Origin of the sequence: Ruixingdingia sedimenti (assembly GCF_031432425.1) — a bacterium.
Taxonomy (GTDB): domain Bacteria; phylum Pseudomonadota; class Alphaproteobacteria; order Rhodobacterales; family Rhodobacteraceae; genus Ruixingdingia; species Ruixingdingia sedimenti.
Genome location: NZ_JAVKPH010000032.1, coordinates 16009 through 34776 on the forward strand (window position 1 = coordinate 16009; position 18768 = coordinate 34776).

The 18768-nt window shown below is 68.6% G+C and carries 18 protein-coding genes and 1 pseudogene; 7 read left to right on the forward strand and 12 right to left on the reverse strand.

Annotation, left to right across the window (positions count from 1 at the left end):
* Window positions 1-36 precede the first annotated feature (36 nt).
* The 5 genes from RGD00_RS19085 to RGD00_RS19105 all read left to right on the forward strand — a co-directional run bounded on the left by RGD00_RS19085 (window position 37) and on the right by RGD00_RS19105 (window position 4670).
* Window positions 37-1236 carry an ABC transporter substrate-binding protein gene (locus RGD00_RS19085; RefSeq protein ID WP_310458868.1) on the forward strand — a complete coding sequence of 400 codons (1200 nt, stop codon included), beginning with the start codon at window positions 37-39 and terminating at the stop codon, window positions 1234-1236.
* A gap of 73 nt (window positions 1237-1309) precedes the next feature.
* Window positions 1310-2161, forward strand: coding sequence for an ABC transporter ATP-binding protein (locus RGD00_RS19090; protein WP_310458869.1), 852 nt, complete (start codon window positions 1310-1312; stop codon window positions 2159-2161).
* A gap of 16 nt (window positions 2162-2177) precedes the next feature.
* Window positions 2178-3065, forward strand: a complete 888-nt coding sequence (locus RGD00_RS19095) for a branched-chain amino acid ABC transporter permease (protein WP_310458870.1) — start codon at window positions 2178-2180, stop codon at window positions 3063-3065.
* 3 nt (window positions 3066-3068) lie between these two features.
* Window positions 3069-4124 (forward strand): branched-chain amino acid ABC transporter permease, encoded by a 1056-nt coding sequence (locus RGD00_RS19100; protein WP_310458871.1) that lies wholly within the window; start codon window positions 3069-3071, stop codon window positions 4122-4124.
* 12 nt (window positions 4125-4136) lie between these two features.
* Window positions 4137-4670, forward strand: coding sequence for a DUF2889 domain-containing protein (locus RGD00_RS19105; RefSeq protein ID WP_310458872.1), 534 nt, complete (start codon window positions 4137-4139; stop codon window positions 4668-4670).
* On the opposite strand, the gene RGD00_RS19110 is transcribed toward RGD00_RS19105, so the two are convergent.
* The 9 genes from RGD00_RS19110 to RGD00_RS19150 form a co-directional block, all read right to left on the reverse strand.
* Window positions 4665-5918 (reverse strand): acetyl-CoA hydrolase/transferase family protein, encoded by a 1254-nt coding sequence (locus RGD00_RS19110; RefSeq protein WP_310458873.1) that lies wholly within the window; start codon window positions 5916-5918, stop codon window positions 4665-4667. The genes RGD00_RS19105 and RGD00_RS19110 overlap by 6 nt on opposite strands.
* Window positions 5919-5950: 32 nt before the next feature.
* Window positions 5951-6817, reverse strand: a complete 867-nt coding sequence (locus RGD00_RS19115) for a cyclase family protein (RefSeq protein WP_310458874.1) — start codon at window positions 6815-6817, stop codon at window positions 5951-5953.
* Window positions 6814-7317 carry a Zn-ribbon domain-containing OB-fold protein gene (locus RGD00_RS19120; protein ID WP_310458875.1) on the reverse strand — a complete coding sequence of 168 codons (504 nt, stop codon included), beginning with the start codon at window positions 7315-7317 and terminating at the stop codon, window positions 6814-6816. The genes RGD00_RS19115 and RGD00_RS19120 overlap by 4 nt, the downstream gene beginning before the upstream one ends.
* An 8-nt stretch (window positions 7318-7325) precedes the next feature.
* The gene (locus RGD00_RS19125; RefSeq protein WP_310458876.1) at window positions 7326-8489 is read right to left on the reverse strand and encodes a thiolase C-terminal domain-containing protein; all 1164 of its coding nucleotides are present in this window, start codon (window positions 8487-8489) and stop codon (window positions 7326-7328) included.
* A complete protein-coding gene (locus RGD00_RS19130) occupies window positions 8486-9562 on the reverse strand; it encodes a thiolase C-terminal domain-containing protein (RefSeq protein ID WP_310458877.1) in 1077 nt (358 codons plus the stop codon). The genes RGD00_RS19125 and RGD00_RS19130 overlap by 4 nt, the downstream gene beginning before the upstream one ends.
* A gap of 67 nt (window positions 9563-9629) precedes the next feature.
* Complete coding sequence (locus RGD00_RS19135; protein WP_310458878.1) at window positions 9630-10415, reverse strand: SDR family NAD(P)-dependent oxidoreductase; 786 nt, start codon at window positions 10413-10415, stop codon at window positions 9630-9632.
* Between the two features lie 28 nt (window positions 10416-10443).
* Window positions 10444-12222, reverse strand: coding sequence for a flavin-containing monooxygenase (locus tag RGD00_RS19140; RefSeq protein WP_310458879.1), 1779 nt, complete (start codon window positions 12220-12222; stop codon window positions 10444-10446).
* Window positions 12223-12340: 118 nt separating this feature from the next.
* On the reverse strand, window positions 12341-12568 hold the full coding sequence (locus tag RGD00_RS19145; RefSeq protein WP_310458880.1) for a ferredoxin: 228 nt from the start codon (window positions 12566-12568) through the stop codon (window positions 12341-12343).
* Complete coding sequence (locus RGD00_RS19150; protein ID WP_310458881.1) at window positions 12565-13806, reverse strand: cytochrome P450; 1242 nt, start codon at window positions 13804-13806, stop codon at window positions 12565-12567. The genes RGD00_RS19145 and RGD00_RS19150 overlap by 4 nt, the downstream gene beginning before the upstream one ends.
* Before the next feature lie 334 nt (window positions 13807-14140).
* Here RGD00_RS19150 and dctP point away from each other — a divergent pair, with 334 nt between their 5' ends.
* Entirely contained in the window at window positions 14141-15169 is a 1029-nt protein-coding gene (gene dctP / locus RGD00_RS19155) for a TRAP transporter substrate-binding protein DctP (RefSeq protein WP_310458882.1), read from the forward strand.
* A gap of 41 nt (window positions 15170-15210) precedes the next feature.
* Here the strand turns inward: dctP and RGD00_RS19160 are convergent, their stop codons facing one another.
* The 3 genes from RGD00_RS19160 to RGD00_RS19170 form a co-directional block, all read right to left on the reverse strand.
* Window positions 15211-17217, reverse strand: a complete 2007-nt coding sequence (locus tag RGD00_RS19160; protein WP_310458883.1) for an elongation factor G — start codon at window positions 17215-17217, stop codon at window positions 15211-15213.
* A gap of 441 nt (window positions 17218-17658) precedes the next feature.
* The gene (locus RGD00_RS19165) at window positions 17659-18084 is read right to left on the reverse strand and encodes an antitoxin Xre-like helix-turn-helix domain-containing protein (protein ID WP_310458884.1); all 426 of its coding nucleotides are present in this window, start codon (window positions 18082-18084) and stop codon (window positions 17659-17661) included.
* Window positions 18085-18243: 159 nt separating this feature from the next.
* Window positions 18244-18585, reverse strand: coding sequence for an IS66 family transposase (locus RGD00_RS19170; protein WP_310458885.1), 342 nt, complete (start codon window positions 18583-18585; stop codon window positions 18244-18246).
* Window positions 18586-18635: 50 nt separating this feature from the next.
* Between RGD00_RS19170 and RGD00_RS19175 the strand changes: the two are divergent.
* Window positions 18636-18768 (forward strand): annotated as a pseudogene (locus tag RGD00_RS19175) (IS5/IS1182 family transposase); the annotation flags it as partial.

The window sequence follows — 18768 nt, forward strand, 5'->3', positions numbered from 1 at the left end:
GGCAAAAGGCTGAACAACAACGACAGGGAGGTAGACATGAAACGGAACAACACGTTCGGCCGCCGGGCATTCCTAGCGGCAGCGGTGGCCATGGCGGCCGCCTTCCCCTTCTCCGCCGCCTCGGCGCAGGAGACCTACAGGATCGTCAGCCTGCTCGACTATTCGGGGCCCTTCGCCAACCGCGGCACCCCGGTGGAACAGATGCAGCGCCTGCTGGTGGACTGGTACAACGAAACCCGCGGCGCCGAGCGCGGCATCGTGCTGGAATTCGAGCCGGTGGATACCGGCTATGACCAGGCAAAGACCGTGCAGGCCTATGAACGCGCGGTGCAGGACCCCAGCCTGATCGGCATCGTCACCTTCGGTTCGCCCAACGTGATCGCGATCCAGAACCGGCTGCCGGAAAACAGGATCCCGGCGGTGCATGGCGGCCCGGCCTACAGCCTGATGGAGCCGGGAAGCTGGGTCTTCACGCCGCTGAACGACTATGCGCGCTACTACGCCGCGGCGGTGGACTGGAAGCTGGCGTCGTGGGAAGGCGCCGACCCGCTGAAGGTGGCCTTCGTCACCTTCGACGGCAGTTCCGGGCGCGACTGGGCGGCGGTGTTCCAGACCCTGATCGCGGACAAGAACGCCGAACTGGTGCTGTCGGAATTCATCTCGCCCCGGGCGCTGGACGTGGCGGTGAACGCCGAGCGCATCATGGACGAGGATCCCGACATGGTGATCCTCGCCACCACCGACCAGTTGCAGCCGCTCATCCTGGGTGAATTGCACGCCAGCGGCTTCGACATGACCCGGGTGGTGAACTCGCAGCACGAGGGGCTGGCCCTGCTGGCGATGCTGGGCGTGGCGCCCGAGGTCTACGAGGGCACCTATGAGGTGACGTCGGAAAACTACGTGGACCAGACGACCGAGGCCTACCAGATCTACGACGCGCGCAAGGACAGGTATCAAAGCCGCTGGTCGGCCGATACGCTGTTGCATTTCCCCTCGATCGTCGTGCTGCTGGATGCGATCGACCGGGCGGCGGAAAAGGCGGGCGGCGCGCGCATCGACGGCGCGGCGGTCTATGCCGAACTGGCGAACGGCACCTTCGACGGGCGCGGCCTGTTGCAGGAGATCAAGTTCCAGAACGATGTCGATCCCACGCTCGGGGTGCGGTCGGTGGTGATGCTGCAACAGCGCGATGGCAAGATCGAGACCGTATCCGATTTCCTGCCGCTGGCGGAATAGGCGCGCGGCGATGCAACGGGGGGCGGCCCGCCGGGGCGCCCCCGCCCGAACCCACAGGCCCGGAGGATGGGATTTGCACGATGTCGTCGCTTTTGCCGACCGCCCCGGCGCGGGCAGTGCCGCCGAACTGCTGTCGGTGGCGAATATCGAGGTGCGGTATCAGGGCACGATCCTGGTCCTGAAGAACGTGTCGCTGCATGTGGCCCCCGGCGAGATCGTGGCGCTTCTGGGCAGCAACGGCGCCGGGAAATCCACCACGCTCAAGGCCATATCGAGCCTGATCCAGTCCGAAGAAGGCCGGGTGACGGAAGGCGCGATCCGGTTCGACGGCATGAACATCGAGAACGACGACCCCGTGCGCACCGTGCGCCGCGGCGTCGTGCAGGTGATGGAGGGCCGCCGGGCGCTGGAACACATGAGCGTGGAACAGAACCTTCTGGTCGCCTCGGCCGCGACGCGGATGAACAAGGCCGCGATCCGGCGCAGCATCGAAGAGGTGTACGCGCTGTTCCCCGTGCTGGCCGAATTCCGCAACCGCCAGTCGGGCTATCTGTCGGGCGGGCAGCAACAGATGATGGTGATCGGCCGGGCGCTGATGACGCGGCCGAAACTGCTGCTGCTGGACGAGCCGTCACTGGGCCTGTCGCCGCTGCTGGTCTCGACCATCTTCGAGGCGATCGCGCGCATCAACCGCGAGATCGGCACCGCGATCCTGGTGGTGGAACAGAACGCGCGGGTGGCGCTGAAACATGCGCATCGCGGTTACGTGCTGGAAAACGGCCGCATCGTGATGGAGGGCACGCGGGCGGAGCTGCTGAACAACGAGGACCTGAAGGAATTCTACCTCGGCATCGGCGCCTCGGGGTCGGCCAAGACCTACCGCGACATCAAACATTACCGCCGCCGCCGCCGCTGGCTCGGCTGAAAGGGGCAGGGAGGGCATGACCTTGGAAATCGTCTTGCGGGTGCTCTACACCGGCGTCACCACCGGCGCGATCTATGCCGCGGTCGCCGTGGGGTTCAACGTGATCTACCGTTCGGGCCGGGTGTTCAACATCGCCCAGGGCGAGATGGTGATGATCGCCACCTTCATGATGGTGGCGCTGATGGGGGCGGGGTTCAGCCCCTGGACGGCGCTGGTGCTGTCGGGCATCGGCATGGCGCTGGTGGGCCTTGCGGTCGAACGGCTGGTGCTGCGCCGCCTTGTCGGGCAGCCGGAAATGGCGCTGTTCATGGCGACGCTCGGGGTGCTGCTGGTGATGAACGGGCTGGGGCATATCCTGATCGGCGCCGAGCCGCAGATCTTCCCCGAACTTTTCGGGCGCGACCGCTGGCGGATCGCCGGCGTGAACGTGCGCGAGTCGGTTCTGGTCGGCACCGCGCTGATCGTGGCGCTGATCGCGGGGCTGGCCTGGTTCTTCAACGCGACGCGCACCGGGCTGCTGATGACGGCGGTGGCCGAAAGCCACCAGACCGCGCGTTCGCTCGGGGTGAACGTGCGGGCCTCCATCGCCGTGTCCTGGGCCGTGTCGGGCGTCATCTCGACGGTGGCGGCGGCGGTGTTCATGGGCGGGCGGATGGTCAGCGGCGATGTCGCCTCCATCGCCTTCGTCGCGCTGCCGGTGGTGCTGCTGGCGGGGCTGGAAACCATCGGCGGGGTGCTGATCGGCGGCATCATCGTGGGCGTGGGGCAGGCGGCCGCGGCGCGCTGGCTCGACCCGCTGACAGAGGGCGGGGCCTCGCTGATCTTTCCGTTCGCACTGATGCTGGTGCTGCTGATGATCCGGCCGCAGGGCCTGTTCGGCTGGAAACACGTGGAAAGGATCTGACGGATGTATCGCGCCTGTGGGGATTTCTCGGAAAGCTACCGCAACGACATGCGCCTGATACGGACGCGCTGGCAATGGGCCGCGCTGATCCTGCTGGCGGTGGGGCTGCTGCTGTATCCGCAGGTGGCGGGCGGCGCCTGGACCCGCTTTGCCACCGTCACCGGCATCACCATCGTCGCGGTCATCGGGCTTCAGATCCTCGTCGGCCTTTCGGGGCAGGTCAGCGTCGGGCAATCGGCCTTCATGGGGGTCGGCGGCTATTTCGCGGCCATCGCCGCGGCCAGGCTCGGGGTGCCGTTTCCGCTGCCGATCCTGGCCGGTGCGGTGGGGGCGACGCTGTTCGGCATGCTGTTCGGCCTGCCGGCGGCGCGGATCAAGGGGTTCTATCTGGCGCTGACGACGCTGGCGGCGCAGTTCATCTTCGAATTCTCGATCGTGCGGCTTCCCGCCGGGTGGTTCGGCGCCTCGGCGGGGATCGCGATGCCCACGCCGGTGATCTTCGGCACCCCGATCAACACGCCCGAAGGGTTCTATTACATGGTGCTGCCCTTCGTGGTGGCGGCCTGTTTCGCGGGCGTGTTCATCCTGCGCAGCCGTCTGGGCCGGGCCTTCGTCGCGGTGCGCGACAACGATCTTGCGGCAGAGGTGACGGGGATCAACGTGACCTATTACAAGGTCGTGTCCTTCGGCATCGCCTCGTTCTTCGCCGGGACGGCGGGGGCGCTTCTGGCCTATGAAAACCGCTTCGTCCATTTCGAGCAGTTCACCCTGTTCGAGTCGATCTGGTTTCTGGGCATGCTGATCGTGGGCGGCATGGGGTCGATCCTGGGCGCGGTGCTGGGTGCCATCGCGTTGCGGCTGGTGCAGGAACTGCTGATGATCGGCGGGCCGGTGCTGGTCGGCTATCTGCCCGGGGCGCGCTATGACATCGCCTTTCCGCTTGTGAACGTGGTTCTGGGCACGACCATCATCCTGTTCCTCATCTATCAGCCCCGCGGGCTGGCCCATATCTATCGCAAGGGCGAGCGGTTCTTCCGGCTCTGGCCCTTTCCGCATTGATCGGGGGGAAACATGCGCACGGCACGGCGGAAGAAGTGGCTGGAGGTCGAGCCGATCGACGCCACGAGGGCCCGTTTCCTGTTGGGGCTGGAGGACACCAGCCCCTCGGACACCGGGGTCGAGACCATCCATGCGCTGGAAATCGCGGGCGTCCTGACGATCCCCGGGCTGGAAATCCTGGAGATCGAGCCGCGGGCGATCCTTCACCCCTATCCCGAATGCGCGGTGAGCCTCGATCCGGTGCGCCAGATGGTCGGCGCGCGGATCGGGGCGGGGTTCCGGGCCCGGGTGCTCGACGTGATGGGCCGGACGCGGGGGTGCACGCATTTCATGTCGCTGATGCTGGACCTGACGGCGGCGCATACGCTGACCACCTTCCTGCGCATGCGCGAACGTGCGGAATACGAGGCGCGCAAGGCCCCGGACGACGACTGGACGCGCACGGGGCTGGCGCTGGTGCCGGAACTGGAAAACGCCTGCATCGCCCTGCGGGCGGATTCGCCGGTCATCCGCAATGCCAGACGGCCGCGGGCCGACGGGTCATAGCCGGGCGCGGCGCAGGTCGTCGCGGAACTGCGGTGCGGCGATGCCTGCAAGGGCATGTTGCAGCGCCGATCCCGCAAGCCCGGCGATCCGCGCCACGCCATGTTCCGTCACCACATGGGTCACGTCGCGGGCGGCCAGCGTCGCCGGGCCGTCCAGCGCGGGGCGGATGTTGCTGGCGCTGCCGTCCCTGGCGGCGGCGCGCAGGGCGATGATGCTCTTGCCGCCGGGCATGGCGGCGGCGGCGCGGGCGAAATCGGGCTGGCCGCCGGGGCCCGAAATCGGCCGCCCGCCCAGATATTCGGCATTGACCCGGCCGGAAAGATCGACCTCAAGCGCGCCGTTGATGGCGCAGAGCCGCGGGATCGCCGCCAGTGTCGGCGCCGCATGGGTCAGGTCGCAGGGGTGGAACTCGACCGCCGGGTTGTCGTGCAGAAAGGCGTAGAACCCGGCCGATCCCGCCGCCATCGTCGCCACCGACCGGCCCCGGAACGCGGATTTCGTGGCATTGGTGATCGCCCCGCCCTCGATCAGGGGCTGGACCGCCTCGGTGATGATGCCGCTGTGCAGGCCCAGATCGCGGCAATGGGTCAGCCGCCGCGCGGTCAGGTCGGGGATGGTGCCGATGCCGAGTTGCAGCACATCGCCGTTGCCGATCAGCCCGGCCAGATGGTCGGCGATGGCGGCGTCGGTCGCGTCGCCCCGCGACGGTGGGGCCGTCTGCACCGGCGCGTCGCCGGTCAGGAAAAAGTCGATCTCGTCGGGCGACAGCAGGGTATCGCCCCGCGTGCGCGGCATGTTCGGGTTGATTTCCGCCACCACCAGCCGCGCCCGGCGCAGCGCCGCGCGCATCGCATCGACCGAGACGCCCAGGGAATGCCGCCCCCGGTCGTCGGGCGGCGACAGGTGCAGCAGCAGGATGTCGGGCGCGAAGGCCCCGCCCGCCAGCCAGCCCGGGGCCTGCGACAGCGGGTGGCGGATCACCTCGACCTTGCCGTCGCGCAGCGCGCCCCGCAGCGCCCGGCCGGGCACGAAGGTGGTCATCCGCAGCGCGCCCGCATCGACCCCCGGGGCGAAGGGCGGCGTGCCGACGGTGCACAGGTCGAACAGCCGGAACGGGCCCGCCGCCGCCGCAAGCCCGGCCAGTTGCGCCGACAGCCGCGGGGGCGCGGCGCAGCCGGTATGGACGACGACGCCGGCGCCGGGGCGGAAATGGTCCGCGATGTCGGCCAGCTGCGCGATGGGGGTCATCGGCGCCGGCCCGCGCCGGGGTTGCGCCCTGGTCATAGCACCGCGACGGGGGTGATCGGGCTGCCCACGCCACCCTTGATCCGCAGGGGCGCGACGATCAGCTGGAACGCCGCCTGCCCATGCGCCGCCAGCGCCTCCAGATCCAGCAGTTCGGCGAGGTAGACCCCATGCGCATGCGTCAGCCGCAGGTGCAGCGGCACGGCGCTGTCGGGATCGTGCGAAGGCAGCACCTCGACCGCCACATTGTCGGCGGCGACCAGCGCGAAACCCTGCGACAGGATCCAGTCGGCGCAATCGTGATGCAGCCCCGTGGCGCGCAGCGGATCGGCCCGCCCCGCCCGCCATTCGGCCAGCCAGCCGGTGCGCACCAGCAGCGCGTCGCCCGGCGCGGGCGCAATCCCGGTCGCGGCGACCGCATCGGCAAGCCGGCGGGCCGATATGGCCTGCGCCTGTTCCGATCCGGGCGGGGGGGCAAGGTCGACGAAGATCCCCCGGGTCACGATCGGGTCCAGCTTGTCGATGCCGCAGCGGCTGGCGCCCCGGCTGGTGATCGTGTTGGCGGAAAAGCCGTTGTAGATCGTGCCGCCGCGGATCACATGGCTCAGCGCGTCGATATGGGTGGTGCCATGGGTCGGCAGCAGGATCGCATCGTCGCTGAAGCCGAAGCCGTGGCGTTCGGGCAGCCCGGCGGCATAGTCGCCGCCGTCCCGGATCATGAAATGCTGCACCGGGGCGCGCATGTCCGGCACCGGGCCGCGCTTGCCGCCCTCGATCTCTATCGCCAGGGGCACCACGATGCCCGACCGCACCGCCGCCAGCCCGCGCAGGGTGGCGGCCCGGTCCACCAGATTGCGCGCGCCGGCCTCGTCCGCGGGGCCCCAGTCGTAGCGGGCGTTCATGCCGCGCCCGTGCCAGTCGCCGTGCCCGTATCCGGGATCACCTCGAAATGGAAATCGGTGATCCGGCCCTCGCGCGCATCCTTGAACACCACCCGCACCCGGGGCTGGCGCAGCAGCTGTCGGGCGGCCCGGTCGATGTCGGTCAGATCGACGCCGGTGACATGGTTCAGCACCGCCGTATCGGCGCCGTCGAGCGTGACATAACCGATGATGAACGGGGGGGCGGGCAGGCCGGGGAACTGCGTCGCGATGATCGAGAACACTTCGAGCCGCCCTTCCTGCCCGACCTCGACCCATTCGGTGGCGGCCACGTAATCGGCATCGGAAAACGACCGCGCGGGCACCATCACCTGGCCCGTCACCGGGTTGCGGGTGCCCATGATGCGGGCGTTGTCGCGCAGTTCGGCGAAGAACCGGGTGGCGGTGTCGCCGGCGAAATAGCGGTAGTCGAAGTTCCAGTTGCCGGGGATGACCAGCGGCTCTGCGGCAGGCATGTCCATGACCTTCCTCACGGTTTTTCGGCGCCAAGGATGACGGCGGTGGAAAATTGCGTGGCGCCCCCCTGACCGGTGGACAGGGTGCGCCGGATCCCGTCGATCTGCCGCGCCCCCGCCCGGCCGCGGATCTGCAACGCGGCTTCGGTGATGCGGATCAGGGCGGTGGCGCTGACCGGGTTGCAGGCCTGCGGACCGCCCGAGGGCTGGAAGGCGACCCCGGCCGTGCCCGCGATGGCGCGTTCGGTGAAGGCCACGTTGTCCTCCGGCGTGCAGAGGCCGAGCGCCATATAGGCCATGACCTCGGAACTGGCGAAGGGGGCCTGGATTTCCACCATGTCGAGCGCGGCCAGGGGATCGGTGATCCCGGCCTGCCCATAGGCCTTGCGGGCCGCGCGTTCCAGCGTGATCAGGTTGTCCAGCGCGCCTTCGGGGCGGTGGAAACGGTCGCCCATGGCATAGGTGTCGCTGAAGGCGCCGGTGCCGTGGATCCAGGCGGGCGTGCGGTCGCCCACCAGCGCGGCATGGGTCAGGACCACGGCGCAGGCGCCCTCGGTGGTCGGGCAGGCTTCGAGCGCGTGGATCGGCCAGGCGAGGATGGCCGACCCGCGCACCTGATCGGCGGTGAAGACGCGCGGCCGCTCGATCGTGTCGTTCAGGGCGGATACGGCGGCGTTGCGGGCGGCAAGCTGCGCCCAGTGGTCAGAGGTGAAGCCGTATTTCTGCATCATCAGCGTGGCGCGCAGCGCGACCATGCTGATCGTGCTCATGCTGATGTCCTTTTCGTAGATCGGATCGAAGATCGAGTTGAAGATGTTCTGCGCGGTGGTGGCGTGCCCCATGCGTTCGACCGCGACGACCAGCACCGCCTTGCCGCGCCCGGCGGCGATCCATGTCATCCCCGCCAGCAGGGCCGAGGATCCGGTGGCCCCGCCGGTGTTGATGCGCATATAGGGAATGCCGGGCCGGGCGATGGACATCAGGTCGATATTGGCCAGCCCCGCCAGCGCGTCGGGGGCGACGCCGCCGACGATGAGGTCGATCCCGTCGAGGCCGATCCCGGCATCGGCAAGGGCGGCGGCGGCGGCCTCGCGCACCAGTTCGGCGGTGTTCTTGTCGGAATGGCGGCGGCGGTATCGGGTCTGGCCCACGCCGAGGATGGCAACGGGGTCGGTCATGCGGCCTCCAGGATCATCGCGGTGGCGGTCTGCGCGCCGCCTGCGCCGAGGCCGGTGGCCAGCGCCCGGCGCGGCGTGCCTGCGGTTGGGGCTGCGGCGGCCCGCAGGCGGGTGTAACAGTCGATCAGCCGGACCAGCCCCATCGCCGGATAGCACCATCCCGCCTCGGACCCGCCCGAGGGGTTGACGTGATCGGCCGTTAGGGCGCGAAACCCCCCGCCCGGCGGGCAGAGGCCGAGCGATTCCAGCGCCAATGCCTCGTCGGCAAGGGTCATGCCGTCGATTTCGTACAGGCCGATGTCGCCGAGGGTCAGCCCCGCCGCCGCAAGCGCGGCCCCGGTGGCGGTGCGCAGGGCGGGCATCGCCAGCAGGTCGCGGTCGCCGACCGCGGTGGCGTCGGTGCCATGGCCGACGCCCGCGATGCGGACGGCGCCGGGGGCCGCGCCGATCACCATCGCCGCCACCACATCCGCCCGGCGCGGCCCTTCGCCCGGCCGCAGGGGGAAGCTTTCGTGCCGCGCGCCGCTGTCGGCCCGCAGGGCGGCCGGGTTGGCGGCGGCGCGGGCGCGCCGGCTGCGCGCGGCCTCTGCGCGCGCCTCTGCGGCATCGCCATGGCGGGCCATCCAGCGCGACAGGCGGAAGGCCGAAACCTCGGTGTCGGACAGGCCGAAGGGCTGTTGCAGGAACGGGTCGAACCCGGCGCGCGACACCGCGGCGGGGTCGCCCTCGCTCGCCCGGCCCCAGGCCGCGACGATGGTGACGGCGGATTCCCCCGCCTCGATCCGCGCCGCGCCGAACGAGGCCGCGGCCAGCCCGTCCTCGGACAGGCGGATCTCGTCGCGCAGATAGGCCCCGGCGGCGGGGGCCGTCACCATGCTGGACAGCGACCGCCCGTCGATCAGGTCATGGGCGGCGAGCACGACCGAATCCACCGCGGCGATGGGTGTCCCGGCATCGGCCAGCGCCGCGCTTACCCCGTCGAAGATGAGATCGGTCAGGCTTCTGGACGCATCGCGCCAGGAGGTGGTGATGGCGGCGCCGTGGATATGCGCCTGTCGTCCCGAACCGGCCACGCTGCGTTCCCCCTCTCTGTCCCTGTTTCGTAACATTGATGAGTCCCTTCATCAACATTGATGTTGATTACGTGCCGAAAGCCGTGAAACCGCCATCGACATAAAGCGTCTGCCCGTTGACATAGCTGGCCGCCCCGGTGGCCAGGAACACCGCGACGCCCGCGATGTCCTCGGGCGTGCCCCATCGCCGGCTGGGGATCCGGCCGGCGATCTGCTGTTCGAACGCCGGGCTGCCGGTGCGGCTCATGTCCGTGGTGATGAAGCCCGGCGCGATGGCGTTGACGGTGATCCCGGTTCCCGCCAGTTCCCCGGCCAGCGCGCGCGTCAGCCCGTCGATGCCCGCCTTGGCGGCGATATAGGCCGACAGGTGCTTGCGCGCCTGCCGCCCGACGATGGAGCTGAGGTTGACGATGGCCCCGCCGCCCCGCGGTTCCATCAGCGCCGCGGCGGCCTGCGCGGCGAAGAAACAGGCGGTCAGGTTGGTGTCGATGGTGCGGGTCCAGCCGGCGCGGTCGATCCGGCGCGCGGGTGCCGCGATCAGGATCGCGGCGTTGTTCACCAGCACGTCCAGCCCGCCCGCCTGTTCCGTCACGAACCGGAACATCCGGTCCACCCCGGCCGGGTCGGTCACATCGGCGGTCACGGCATGGGCGCGGAAGCCCCCCGCGCGCAGGGCGTCCGCCGCATCGGCCACCGCCGGGCTGCGGTCGGACAGGACGACCTCTGCCCCCGCCGCGGCATAGCCCTGCGCGATCGCCAGCCCGATCCCCTGCGCCGCACCCGTGACCAGCGCCACCTTGCCGTCCAGCGCAAAGCGCCGGGCATGTGCCGCCGTGCCTGCCCCCTGGTCCATGTCGTTCCCCCTGCTGCGATCCGCCCGGTCAGGCCGGCATCAGCCCGTCCAGCGACGCCTTGATCTGAAGCGCGAGATAGCGCGAGAACAGCCGCGCCTCGGTGATCGCGCCGCCCATGATCCAGAAGCCGGGCTGGCCGGTGCGTTTCCACATGTTGCGCATGTTGAAATCCGCATCGAAGCCCCAGACCGGCCCGACCCGCGCGGCGATCTCTTCGCCCATCAGGTCGCGGATGGCGCCCTGCATGCCCTCGAACCCGGTCGCGGTGACCACCAGATCGCAGGGCACCACCGATCCGTCCTTCATCCGCAGCCCCTCGGGGACGAAGCGGTCCATGTCCTCGGCCTGCAACAGCGGGATCTTGCGGTCGATGATCAGGCGGCTGCATCCCACGTCGATGTAATAGCCGCCCGCCCCGCGCAGGTAGAGCAGCTGAAACCCGGTGCCGTCCGCGCCCGAGGTCAGCTTGAACCCCACGGATTTCAGCCCCTCGAGCAGATCCTTGTCGAGCCTGTCGGTCTTGCGGGTGATGTGCTGGTAGGATTCGATCAGCACCGGATAGGGGATCGAGGCGATCATCAGGTCCACATCCTCGACCGGCCGCCCCTCGGCAAAGACCGCATAGCTGATCGCCGCGCTCGGTTCGAGGCTGACGACGCAGGTCGGCCCGCGCTGCATGATCGACACCTCGGCCCCGCTGACATACAGATCCTGCGCGACGTCATGGCCGCTGTTGCCGGTGCCGATGACCAGCGCGCGCTTGCCGGCCCAGTCGAGGCCGCTGCGGAATTCGCCCGAATGCAGCACCGTGCCCGCGAAATCCTCCAGCCCCGGCAGGGTGGGCCTGCGCGGTGCGCCGCCCGATACGCCAAGGGCGGCGACCAGATGTTTCGTGCGCATCCGCCGTTCGGACCCGTCGGCCAGCCGCAGGGTGACGGACCATTCGCCGGTGACGGGATCATGGCTGTGGCCGGTCAGTTCGGTGCCGGTCCAGACGTTCAGTTCCATGCATTCGGCATAGGATTCCAGCCAGAGCGCCAGCATGTCCTTGGGCAGCCACATCGGCCAGGTTTCGGGAAAGGGCATGTAGGGGAAATGGTTCGCGGTCGTTTCGTTGTGCAGCGTCAGGTTGTTGTAGCGCGCGCGCCAGACGTCGCCCAGACGGGCGGTACGCTCGATCACCAGCGCGTCCACCCCCATCTGCCGCAGTCGCGCCGCAAGGATCAGCCCGCCTTGCCCGGCGCCGACGATCAGCACCTGCGGATCGCGGTCGGCGAAGGCGCGTTCGCGTTCGCGGTCCTGCGACCAGTTTTCGGGCGAGGTGATCTGGGAATAGTTGTCGCCGCGCGGCCGGTTGTCGCCCGTCCGGTCGGCAAAGCCGTGGATGTGGTTCAGCGCGAACAGGATCTGCCAGATCCGCAGCGAGGCGGGGTTGCCGTCCGGGCAGGCCAGCCGCACGAAACCGTCGCAGGTGCCGATGTCGGTGTCGAAGGCGAAATAGCCCTCGATCAGATTGCGCCCCGCACGGCGGACCAGAACCGGCGCGGTGCGGCCCGGGGCGGTGCGGAAGTTGCGCAACGCCCTGCGCCGGTGCCCCTCGACCATGGCCCGCCCGATGGCCTCGGGGCCGGTGTGGACCCGGTAGTCCCAGTCGAGCACCAGCATGTCCTTGAGATAGCTTTCCGCGCCGCACATCCGCGCCAGCGCCGCGTCGTCCTGCTGCAAAAGCGTGGCCTCGAAGGTTTCGAGCCAGAGGCGGAAGGTGCTTTCGGGATCAAGCTCCTGGACGGGTAGGGCGCGGTTCATCTGAAGAGCCTCCTTGGCGGGACCTGCTGTCCGGTCGGGTCGGAATGGGGCATGCGGTTTTTCAACATCTGTGTTGATCTTGGGTCTGCAAAAGGCCGCCGGGCCGGATCGCCCGGTTTCAGGGGGTGTCGGCAGGGGTGAAGCTGAGGGTGATGGCGCTCATGGGGCAGGCATCGGCGGCCTCTTGCAGGGCCTTGACGCTCCATCCGCCATCGGGGATGAATTCGGATTGCCCGGCGGCGTCGAACCGGAAGCCCGCGGGCGCGAACTGGACGCACATCCCGACGCCGGCGCAAAGGTCGTGGTCCACGCGGACATGGACGATTTTCCCGCCCCCGCCCGTCATGTGTCGTGGAACCTGACATGAAGGCCCTCGACCGCCCGCGCCACGACCGTGCGGGCATAGCGGAGTTCCTTGTCCAGCACCTCCACCCGGCCGAAATTGGCGGCAAGCCAGGTCAGCGCCTCCTGCACCTCCAGCCGCGCGAGCGGCGCGCCCAGGCAGGTATGCACCCCCTGGCCGAACCCCGCATGGCGGTTGGGCCAGCGGGCGATGTCGAAACCGTCGGGGTTCTCGAAGGCCGCCGGATCGTGATTGGCGGCATGCTGCATCAACAGCATGCGGTCGCCCTGCCGGATCTCGCGGCCGAAGAATTCGAACGGCACCTTGGCCCACCGACCCAGCCCCTTGATGGGGCCGTCGTAGCGCAGCATCTCCTCGGTCGCGGTCCGGGCGAGCGAGGGATCCTGCCGCAGCCGCTGCCACTGGTCGGGAAAGCGGTCGAAGGCGATCATGCCGCTGGCAAGCAGGTTCATCGTCGTCTCGTGCCCGGCAAAGACCATCAGCACGGTGTTGGCGATGATGTCTTCCTCGTCCAGCCGGACGCCGTTTTCCTCGGCCTGGCAGAGGCGGGTGATCAGGTCGTCCTTGGGCGCGCGCAGCCGGTCGCGGATGATCGGGCGCAGGAAATCCACCAGCTTGCCCATGGCGGCCTCGCCCTTGACGAAGCGGCTGTCGTCGGCGCCGCCCGTGAACACCACGCCGCCGAGGTCGTTGGACCAGTCGCGCACCTCGAACCGCGCCTCGGGGGGGATGCCGAGGAATTCGGCGATCACCACCACCGGCAGGGTGAAGGCGAATTCGGACATGAAATCCACATCCTCGCGCCCGCGCAGCGGTTCGCCCAGATCCCGGACCAGCGCGCGGACGCGCGGGCGCAGCAGTTCCACGCTTTTCGGGGTGAAGGCTTTGTTGACCAGCATCCGCATCCGGGTGTGGTAGGGCGGATCCTTCCAGACGAAGAAGCGCGACAGGAAACCGATCAGCTGCGTGTACTTGGTTTCCGACGCCCGCATCTCGGCGCCGAAGGGGCCGGTGAACCTGTCCGAGGAAAGCCGTTCGGCATCGCGATAGCCCGCGACCACGGCGTCGTAGCCGGTGACGATCCATCCGTTCCACCGCGCGTTCCACAGGACGGGATGGGTATCGCGCAGCCGCCGGTAATAGTCGAACGGCCGGTTGATCGCCTCGTCCGACAGCAGGTCGTCGAGCGTCGGATCCTGCGCCGTGTCTATCGCATCCATCCCTGTTCCTCCGTCGTCCGGGGTCTGCCGGGCCGGGTGCCGCAGCAGGACTCACGTGCCTGAGCGGGCATGACCCCGCCCGATACCGGCACTCTGCCGACTCGATGCCGGTTCGTCAACATATATGTTGACTAGGGCGGGAAATCCGCGGGCGGGCCGAAACGCCATGCAGCCGGGCAGGGCGCCGGCTGCGCTATTTCCGGCTGATTATTTTGCATTGCGGTATATGGTTTCGAGTAACGAAATCTATGCCCGCGGGTTTTCCTCTTCGGCAGGGCCTGCGGAACGTCGGGGATCAGTCGGGCCGGGAGAGGATGGAAACATGGAAAAAGGCATGTCACGGGTGAAGGCGGCGCTTCTGGCGGGGGCCGCGATGGCGCTTTGCGGCGTGGCGCCCGGCGCGATGGCGCAGGAGGCGATCACGCTCAAGGTGGGCAGCGTCCTGCCCGCCAAACACTATATCTCGGTGCAGCTGGTCGACCGCTTCATCGCGGATCTCGAACAGCGGTCGAACGGCGCGTTCAGGTTCGAAAGCTATCCCGCCGGGCAGCTCGGCAAGGATGTCCCGGCGACGATGAGCAGCGGTCTGGCCGATCTGGGTGTCGTGATCACCGGGCATTATGCGGCGAAGTTTCCGCTGACCTCGGTCGGCGAACTGCCCGAAGGCGCCGGCAACGCCTGCGAGGGATCGGCGAAGATGTGGACGCTGACCCGGCCCGGCGGTCTTCTGTCCGCGCTGGAATTCGAGCCCAAGGGGCTGCGCGTGCTGAACGCCAACATGCTCGCGCCCTATGTGCTGTTCACCCGCGACAAGAAGGTCGAAAGCCTCGCCGATGTCAGCGGGCTGAAGATCTGGTCCAGCGGCCCGGCGGCGGAAAAGGCGATCGCGGAAATCGGCGGCGTGGGGATCAAGGTCGCCTCGACGGAACTCTATGATTCCGCCACGCGCGGCACGGTGGACGGGGCGGTGTTCCCCTATTCGGGTCTGGCGCAATACGATCTTCAGCCGATCCTGAAATATGCCGTCGACGGTGTGAACTTCGGTTCGGGCGTGTTCTTCCTGACCATCAGCGAACAGACCTGGAACCGCCTGACCGAGGACCAGCGCGCGATGATGGCCGATGCGGCGCTATCCGCGCAGCACGCGTTCTGCCAGTGGGTGGAGGACGGCGACAAGGCCCTGCGGGCCGAGACCGCCGCGCGCGAGGGCTATACCGTCACCGCGCTGGAGGGGGCGGCCAAGGACGAATTCGTCGGCCGGCTGCGGCAGAGCGCGGAAAACTGGGCCCGGGCGATGGATGGCGCGGGCCAGCCGGGCAGCGATGTGCTAAAAGCCTATCGCGAGGCCGCTGCCGGCAACTGATGCGGCGCCGGCCCCCGTTCGCGGCGGGGGCCGGCCGGCCGTCAGCCCCGGGCCGCGCGGGCGGCGGGCGGGGGGACGGTTTCCTGCAGATGGGCAAAGCTGCACCGGAAGCTGCCGGTGCCGAGGCTCGCCGCCCGCAGTTCCGCGATCAGGTCATGGGTTTCCGCCTGCGGGATCAGGGCCTGCACCTCGTCCCAGCCCGGCCAGCCCGGGCGGGTGTCGAAACCCAGCAACTGCCCGCGCCGCCCGGTCACGATGCGCTGCACGCGCGGCGTGAATTCCGACGGCACCGCCAGCGCCACCTGCAACACGGGTTCCAGCAGCAGGCTGCCGCAGGACGGCATCGCCTCTGCCATCGCCTTCTGCGCGGCCTTCTGGAAGGCCATGTCGGAACTGTCCACCGTGTGATAGCCGCCATCGGTCAGCGTCACCGCCACATCCACCATCGGATGGCCGAGCGGGCCCTTGGTCAGGAACGCCTCCACCCCCTTCTGCACGGCGGGGATATATTGTTTCGGCACCACGCCCCCGGTGATCCGGTCGTCGAAGGCGAACCCCGCCCCGCGCGGCTGCGGGCGGATCTCCAGCGTGACATCGGCGAATTCGCCATGCCCGCCGGATTGTTTCTTGTGCCGCGCATGAATGGTCGTTCCCTGCGTGATCGTTTCGCGGAACGGCACCTGCGGGCGTTCGCGGGTGACGGACAGGCCGCTGTCGGCCTTCATCCGCGCCAGCGCGAGGGCCAGATGCGTTTCTCCCTGTCCTTCCAGCAGGGTCTCGCCGGTTTCGGCCAGATGACGGCAGCGCAGGGCGGGGTCTTCCTCGCACAGGCGGGTGAGCGCGGCCGACAGCTTCACCTCGTCCGACGGCCGTTCGGCCCGGATCGCCAGCGCATGGACGGGTTCGGGCGGGTCCGGCCAGTCGGCGGCAAGCCGGCCCTGCGGGGTCAGCAGGTCGCCCGTGCGCGCCTCTGCCAGCCGGCCGAGCGCCACGACCTCGCCCGCCTGCGCCGCCGGTTTCGGCGTCAGCTTGCGGCCGAAGGGGGCCAGCACGCCGCCCACCCGCTCGCCCAGGCTGGCGCCGTCCCTGACCTCGCCCCGCCAGATGCGCGCCCAGGACAGTTTCCCCTGCTGCCCGGCCCAGGCGGTGCGGAACACCTGCGCCAGCGGCTCGCCCGCGGGCAGGTTCAGCCGCGCGGCGGTGGCGTCGGGGCCGGGGGCATCGTGGCGCAGGGCCTTCATCAGCCGGGTGATGCCGTTTTCATTCTCGGCGGAACCGAAGAACACCGGCACGATCAGATCGGCGGCCAGATCGCGCGACAGATTGTCATAGATCTCGGCCGGCGGGGGAACGGTGTCTTCCAGCAGATCCTCCATCAGCCCGTCGTCGAAATCGGCCAGCTTTTCCAGCATCTCGGTGCGCGCCTGCGCCTCATCGGGGCGGGCCGCGTCGGGCAGGGCGATCAGGTCGGACGGCCGGTGCGGGTTCCAGCGGAAGGCGCGTTCGCTGACCAGATCGACATGGCCGGTGATCCGCCCGCCCTCGCGGATCGGGATCGCGCGCAGGACCAGCGGGCGGGCCGACACCGCCTGGAGCGCGTGCAGCGTGGCGCGGACGGATGCCTCGGGCTGGTCCATCTTGTTGACGTAGAGCAGATGGGGAATGGCCCGGTCGTCGAGGAACTTCAGCACCGGCGCCAGCGCCGCGGCGCGGTCGGACACGGGTTCGGCCACCACCACCACGATATCGGCCACCGCCATGGCGCATTGCGCGTCATGGGCCAGATCGACGGCGCCGGGGCAGTCGATCAGCGTCCAGCCGTCGCCCAGATAGTCGAAGGCCGCCATGTTGGGCTCGGTCGACATCAGCCGCGCGCGCGCCTCGGCGCCGGTGTCGCCGGTGGTCGTGCCGTCCTTGACGGTGCCGCGCCGGGGAATGGCGCCGGCGGCGAACAGCATGTCCTCGAAAAGCGTCGTCTTGCCGCTGCCCTGCGGGCCGACCAGCACCGCGCAGCGGCCTTGTGGGTTGCCGTGGTCATTCCGGGCCATGTTGAGCCTCCTCTCGCCAGACCTGGTCCGGGCGGGGCGGCAACGTCGGTGCCGTCCTCGGCCCGGGTCGTAGGGCCAGTGTGACGGAGTTCGCCCCGCTTGTCGCGGGGGATTCGGGGACCGGCCGGCGGATCCGGCGCCGCGGGGGGATAGGGGGATGTCGGGCGTCTGCGGAGGGGGCGGCTGCTTGGATGATCCTCACGGCATCATCTGAACGGTGTTTCTACTCACGCCCCGGGAAGGGGGCGACTCAACCAGCTTTTCATTTACCGCATGGGCACTGGGTTTCTTCCCACGCCCCAGCGAAGGGGGCGACGCCTGGTCGCGGAATGACCGTAAGCGGTGCATAGGTCTCCGAAATCGGCCCCATTCTGCTGGCCCAGAATCATCGGCACGCCTTGAGAGGCCAACTCTGGGGTTCGAGAGACGCCGTGATTCGGCTTAGATTTCGCGATGAGTGACACAGGCCCCATGGAGGAATTGCCGCACCCGCCAGAGGTCGAGCATCTGCCCATTGCAGATGACCTCCAACACCGAGGCCCCTCCGAAAGCAGAGTTGCCGCGCCGCATCCGGCCGTAGAGGCGGTCACGGTCGTTACCGAAGATAAGGCGCAGAGCGCTGTGTATGCCGAGATAAAGGGACAGGCGCGTGCCGAGATCACGACGGATCGGGCCGATGTCACGAGCCTTCCACCTGGACCAGGTGTGACGGGGGAGACCTCCGAGCAGATCCCGGGCTTCGATATCGGTCACATTCCACAAGCGGAAAAGATTGACGACCGCTCGTGCGGCGGCCTGCGCCTCCAGCTGGGTCAGGCTTGGCGCGCTCGGGGTTGGCACGGTTTTCTGCTGTTGCGGAATACTCACAGCCTCCAGTCCTGCACAGACCAAGGATCGGGGATGGAATGCCATTTGTCAAAGCGGCTGAACGAACCGCAACGCCTTCGGGCCGGAATCCTCGCGGATTCCGGCTGCTGAAATGCGCTGGTGAGCCGCCCCCGCCAAAATGGCAGGGGCGGTGATGGATCAGTTCTCGGTGCGACCGACCGGGCAGTGCCAGGGCAGAAGCGAGCGGTAATCGACATCGCCCTTGTTGGCCTCGATCTGCTCCACCACCCAGTTGAGATACCGACGGGGGTTCACGCCATTCAGACGGGCGCTTTCGATCAGGCTGCAATAGATGGCCCAGACCTTTGCCGCCTCATTGTTTCCCGCGAAAAGGGAGTTTTTCTTGGTCAGGGCAATGCCGCGCATGCAGCGTTCGACCGCGTTGTTGTCGATTTCGATCCGGCCATCGAAGATGAAGCGCTGGAGCGGCTCGAAAGCCTTCAGCGCGTAATTGATCGCCTTTTTCAGGCTCTGTTGCACAAATCGCGTGAGGGATTCATCTCGTGAATCCAGCGTGGTAGCTTGACTGCATGAGCAGACCGACACCCCCGATCTACAAGACCAGGAACTGGCCCGCCTATAACCCAGCGCTCAAGCGCCGCGGCTCTCTGACGATCTGGTTCGACCCCGCCATGACGTGGAAGGCCGCGCCGACTGGCAAGC

Excerpts from the sequence above, each read along its gene's own strand:
- RGD00_RS19085 (WP_310458868.1), top strand. The coding sequence starts at position 37 with ATGAAACGGAACAACACGTTCGGCCGCCGGGCATTCCTAGCGGCAGCG.
- RGD00_RS19095 (WP_310458870.1), top strand. The coding sequence starts at position 2,178 with ATGACCTTGGAAATCGTCTTGCGGGTGCTCTACACCGGCGTCACCACC.
- RGD00_RS19100 (WP_310458871.1), top strand. The coding sequence starts at position 3,069 with ATGTATCGCGCCTGTGGGGATTTCTCGGAAAGCTACCGCAACGACATG.
- RGD00_RS19105 (WP_310458872.1), top strand. The coding sequence starts at position 4,137 with ATGCGCACGGCACGGCGGAAGAAGTGGCTGGAGGTCGAGCCGATCGAC.
- RGD00_RS19110 (WP_310458873.1), bottom strand. The coding sequence starts at position 5,918 with ATGACCCCCATCGCGCAGCTGGCCGACATCGCGGACCATTTCCGCCCC.
- RGD00_RS19115 (WP_310458874.1), bottom strand. The coding sequence starts at position 6,817 with ATGAACGCCCGCTACGACTGGGGCCCCGCGGACGAGGCCGGCGCGCGC.
- RGD00_RS19120 (WP_310458875.1), bottom strand. The coding sequence starts at position 7,317 with ATGGACATGCCTGCCGCAGAGCCGCTGGTCATCCCCGGCAACTGGAAC.
- RGD00_RS19125 (WP_310458876.1), bottom strand. The coding sequence starts at position 8,489 with ATGACCGACCCCGTTGCCATCCTCGGCGTGGGCCAGACCCGATACCGC.
- RGD00_RS19135 (WP_310458878.1), bottom strand. The coding sequence starts at position 10,415 with ATGGACCAGGGGGCAGGCACGGCGGCACATGCCCGGCGCTTTGCGCTG.
- RGD00_RS19140 (WP_310458879.1), bottom strand. The coding sequence starts at position 12,222 with ATGAACCGCGCCCTACCCGTCCAGGAGCTTGATCCCGAAAGCACCTTC.
- RGD00_RS19145 (WP_310458880.1), bottom strand. The coding sequence starts at position 12,568 with ATGACGGGCGGGGGCGGGAAAATCGTCCATGTCCGCGTGGACCACGAC.
- RGD00_RS19150 (WP_310458881.1), bottom strand. The coding sequence starts at position 13,806 with ATGGATGCGATAGACACGGCGCAGGATCCGACGCTCGACGACCTGCTG.
- dctP (WP_310458882.1), top strand. The coding sequence starts at position 14,141 with ATGTCACGGGTGAAGGCGGCGCTTCTGGCGGGGGCCGCGATGGCGCTT.
- RGD00_RS19160 (WP_310458883.1), bottom strand. The coding sequence starts at position 17,217 with ATGGCCCGGAATGACCACGGCAACCCACAAGGCCGCTGCGCGGTGCTG.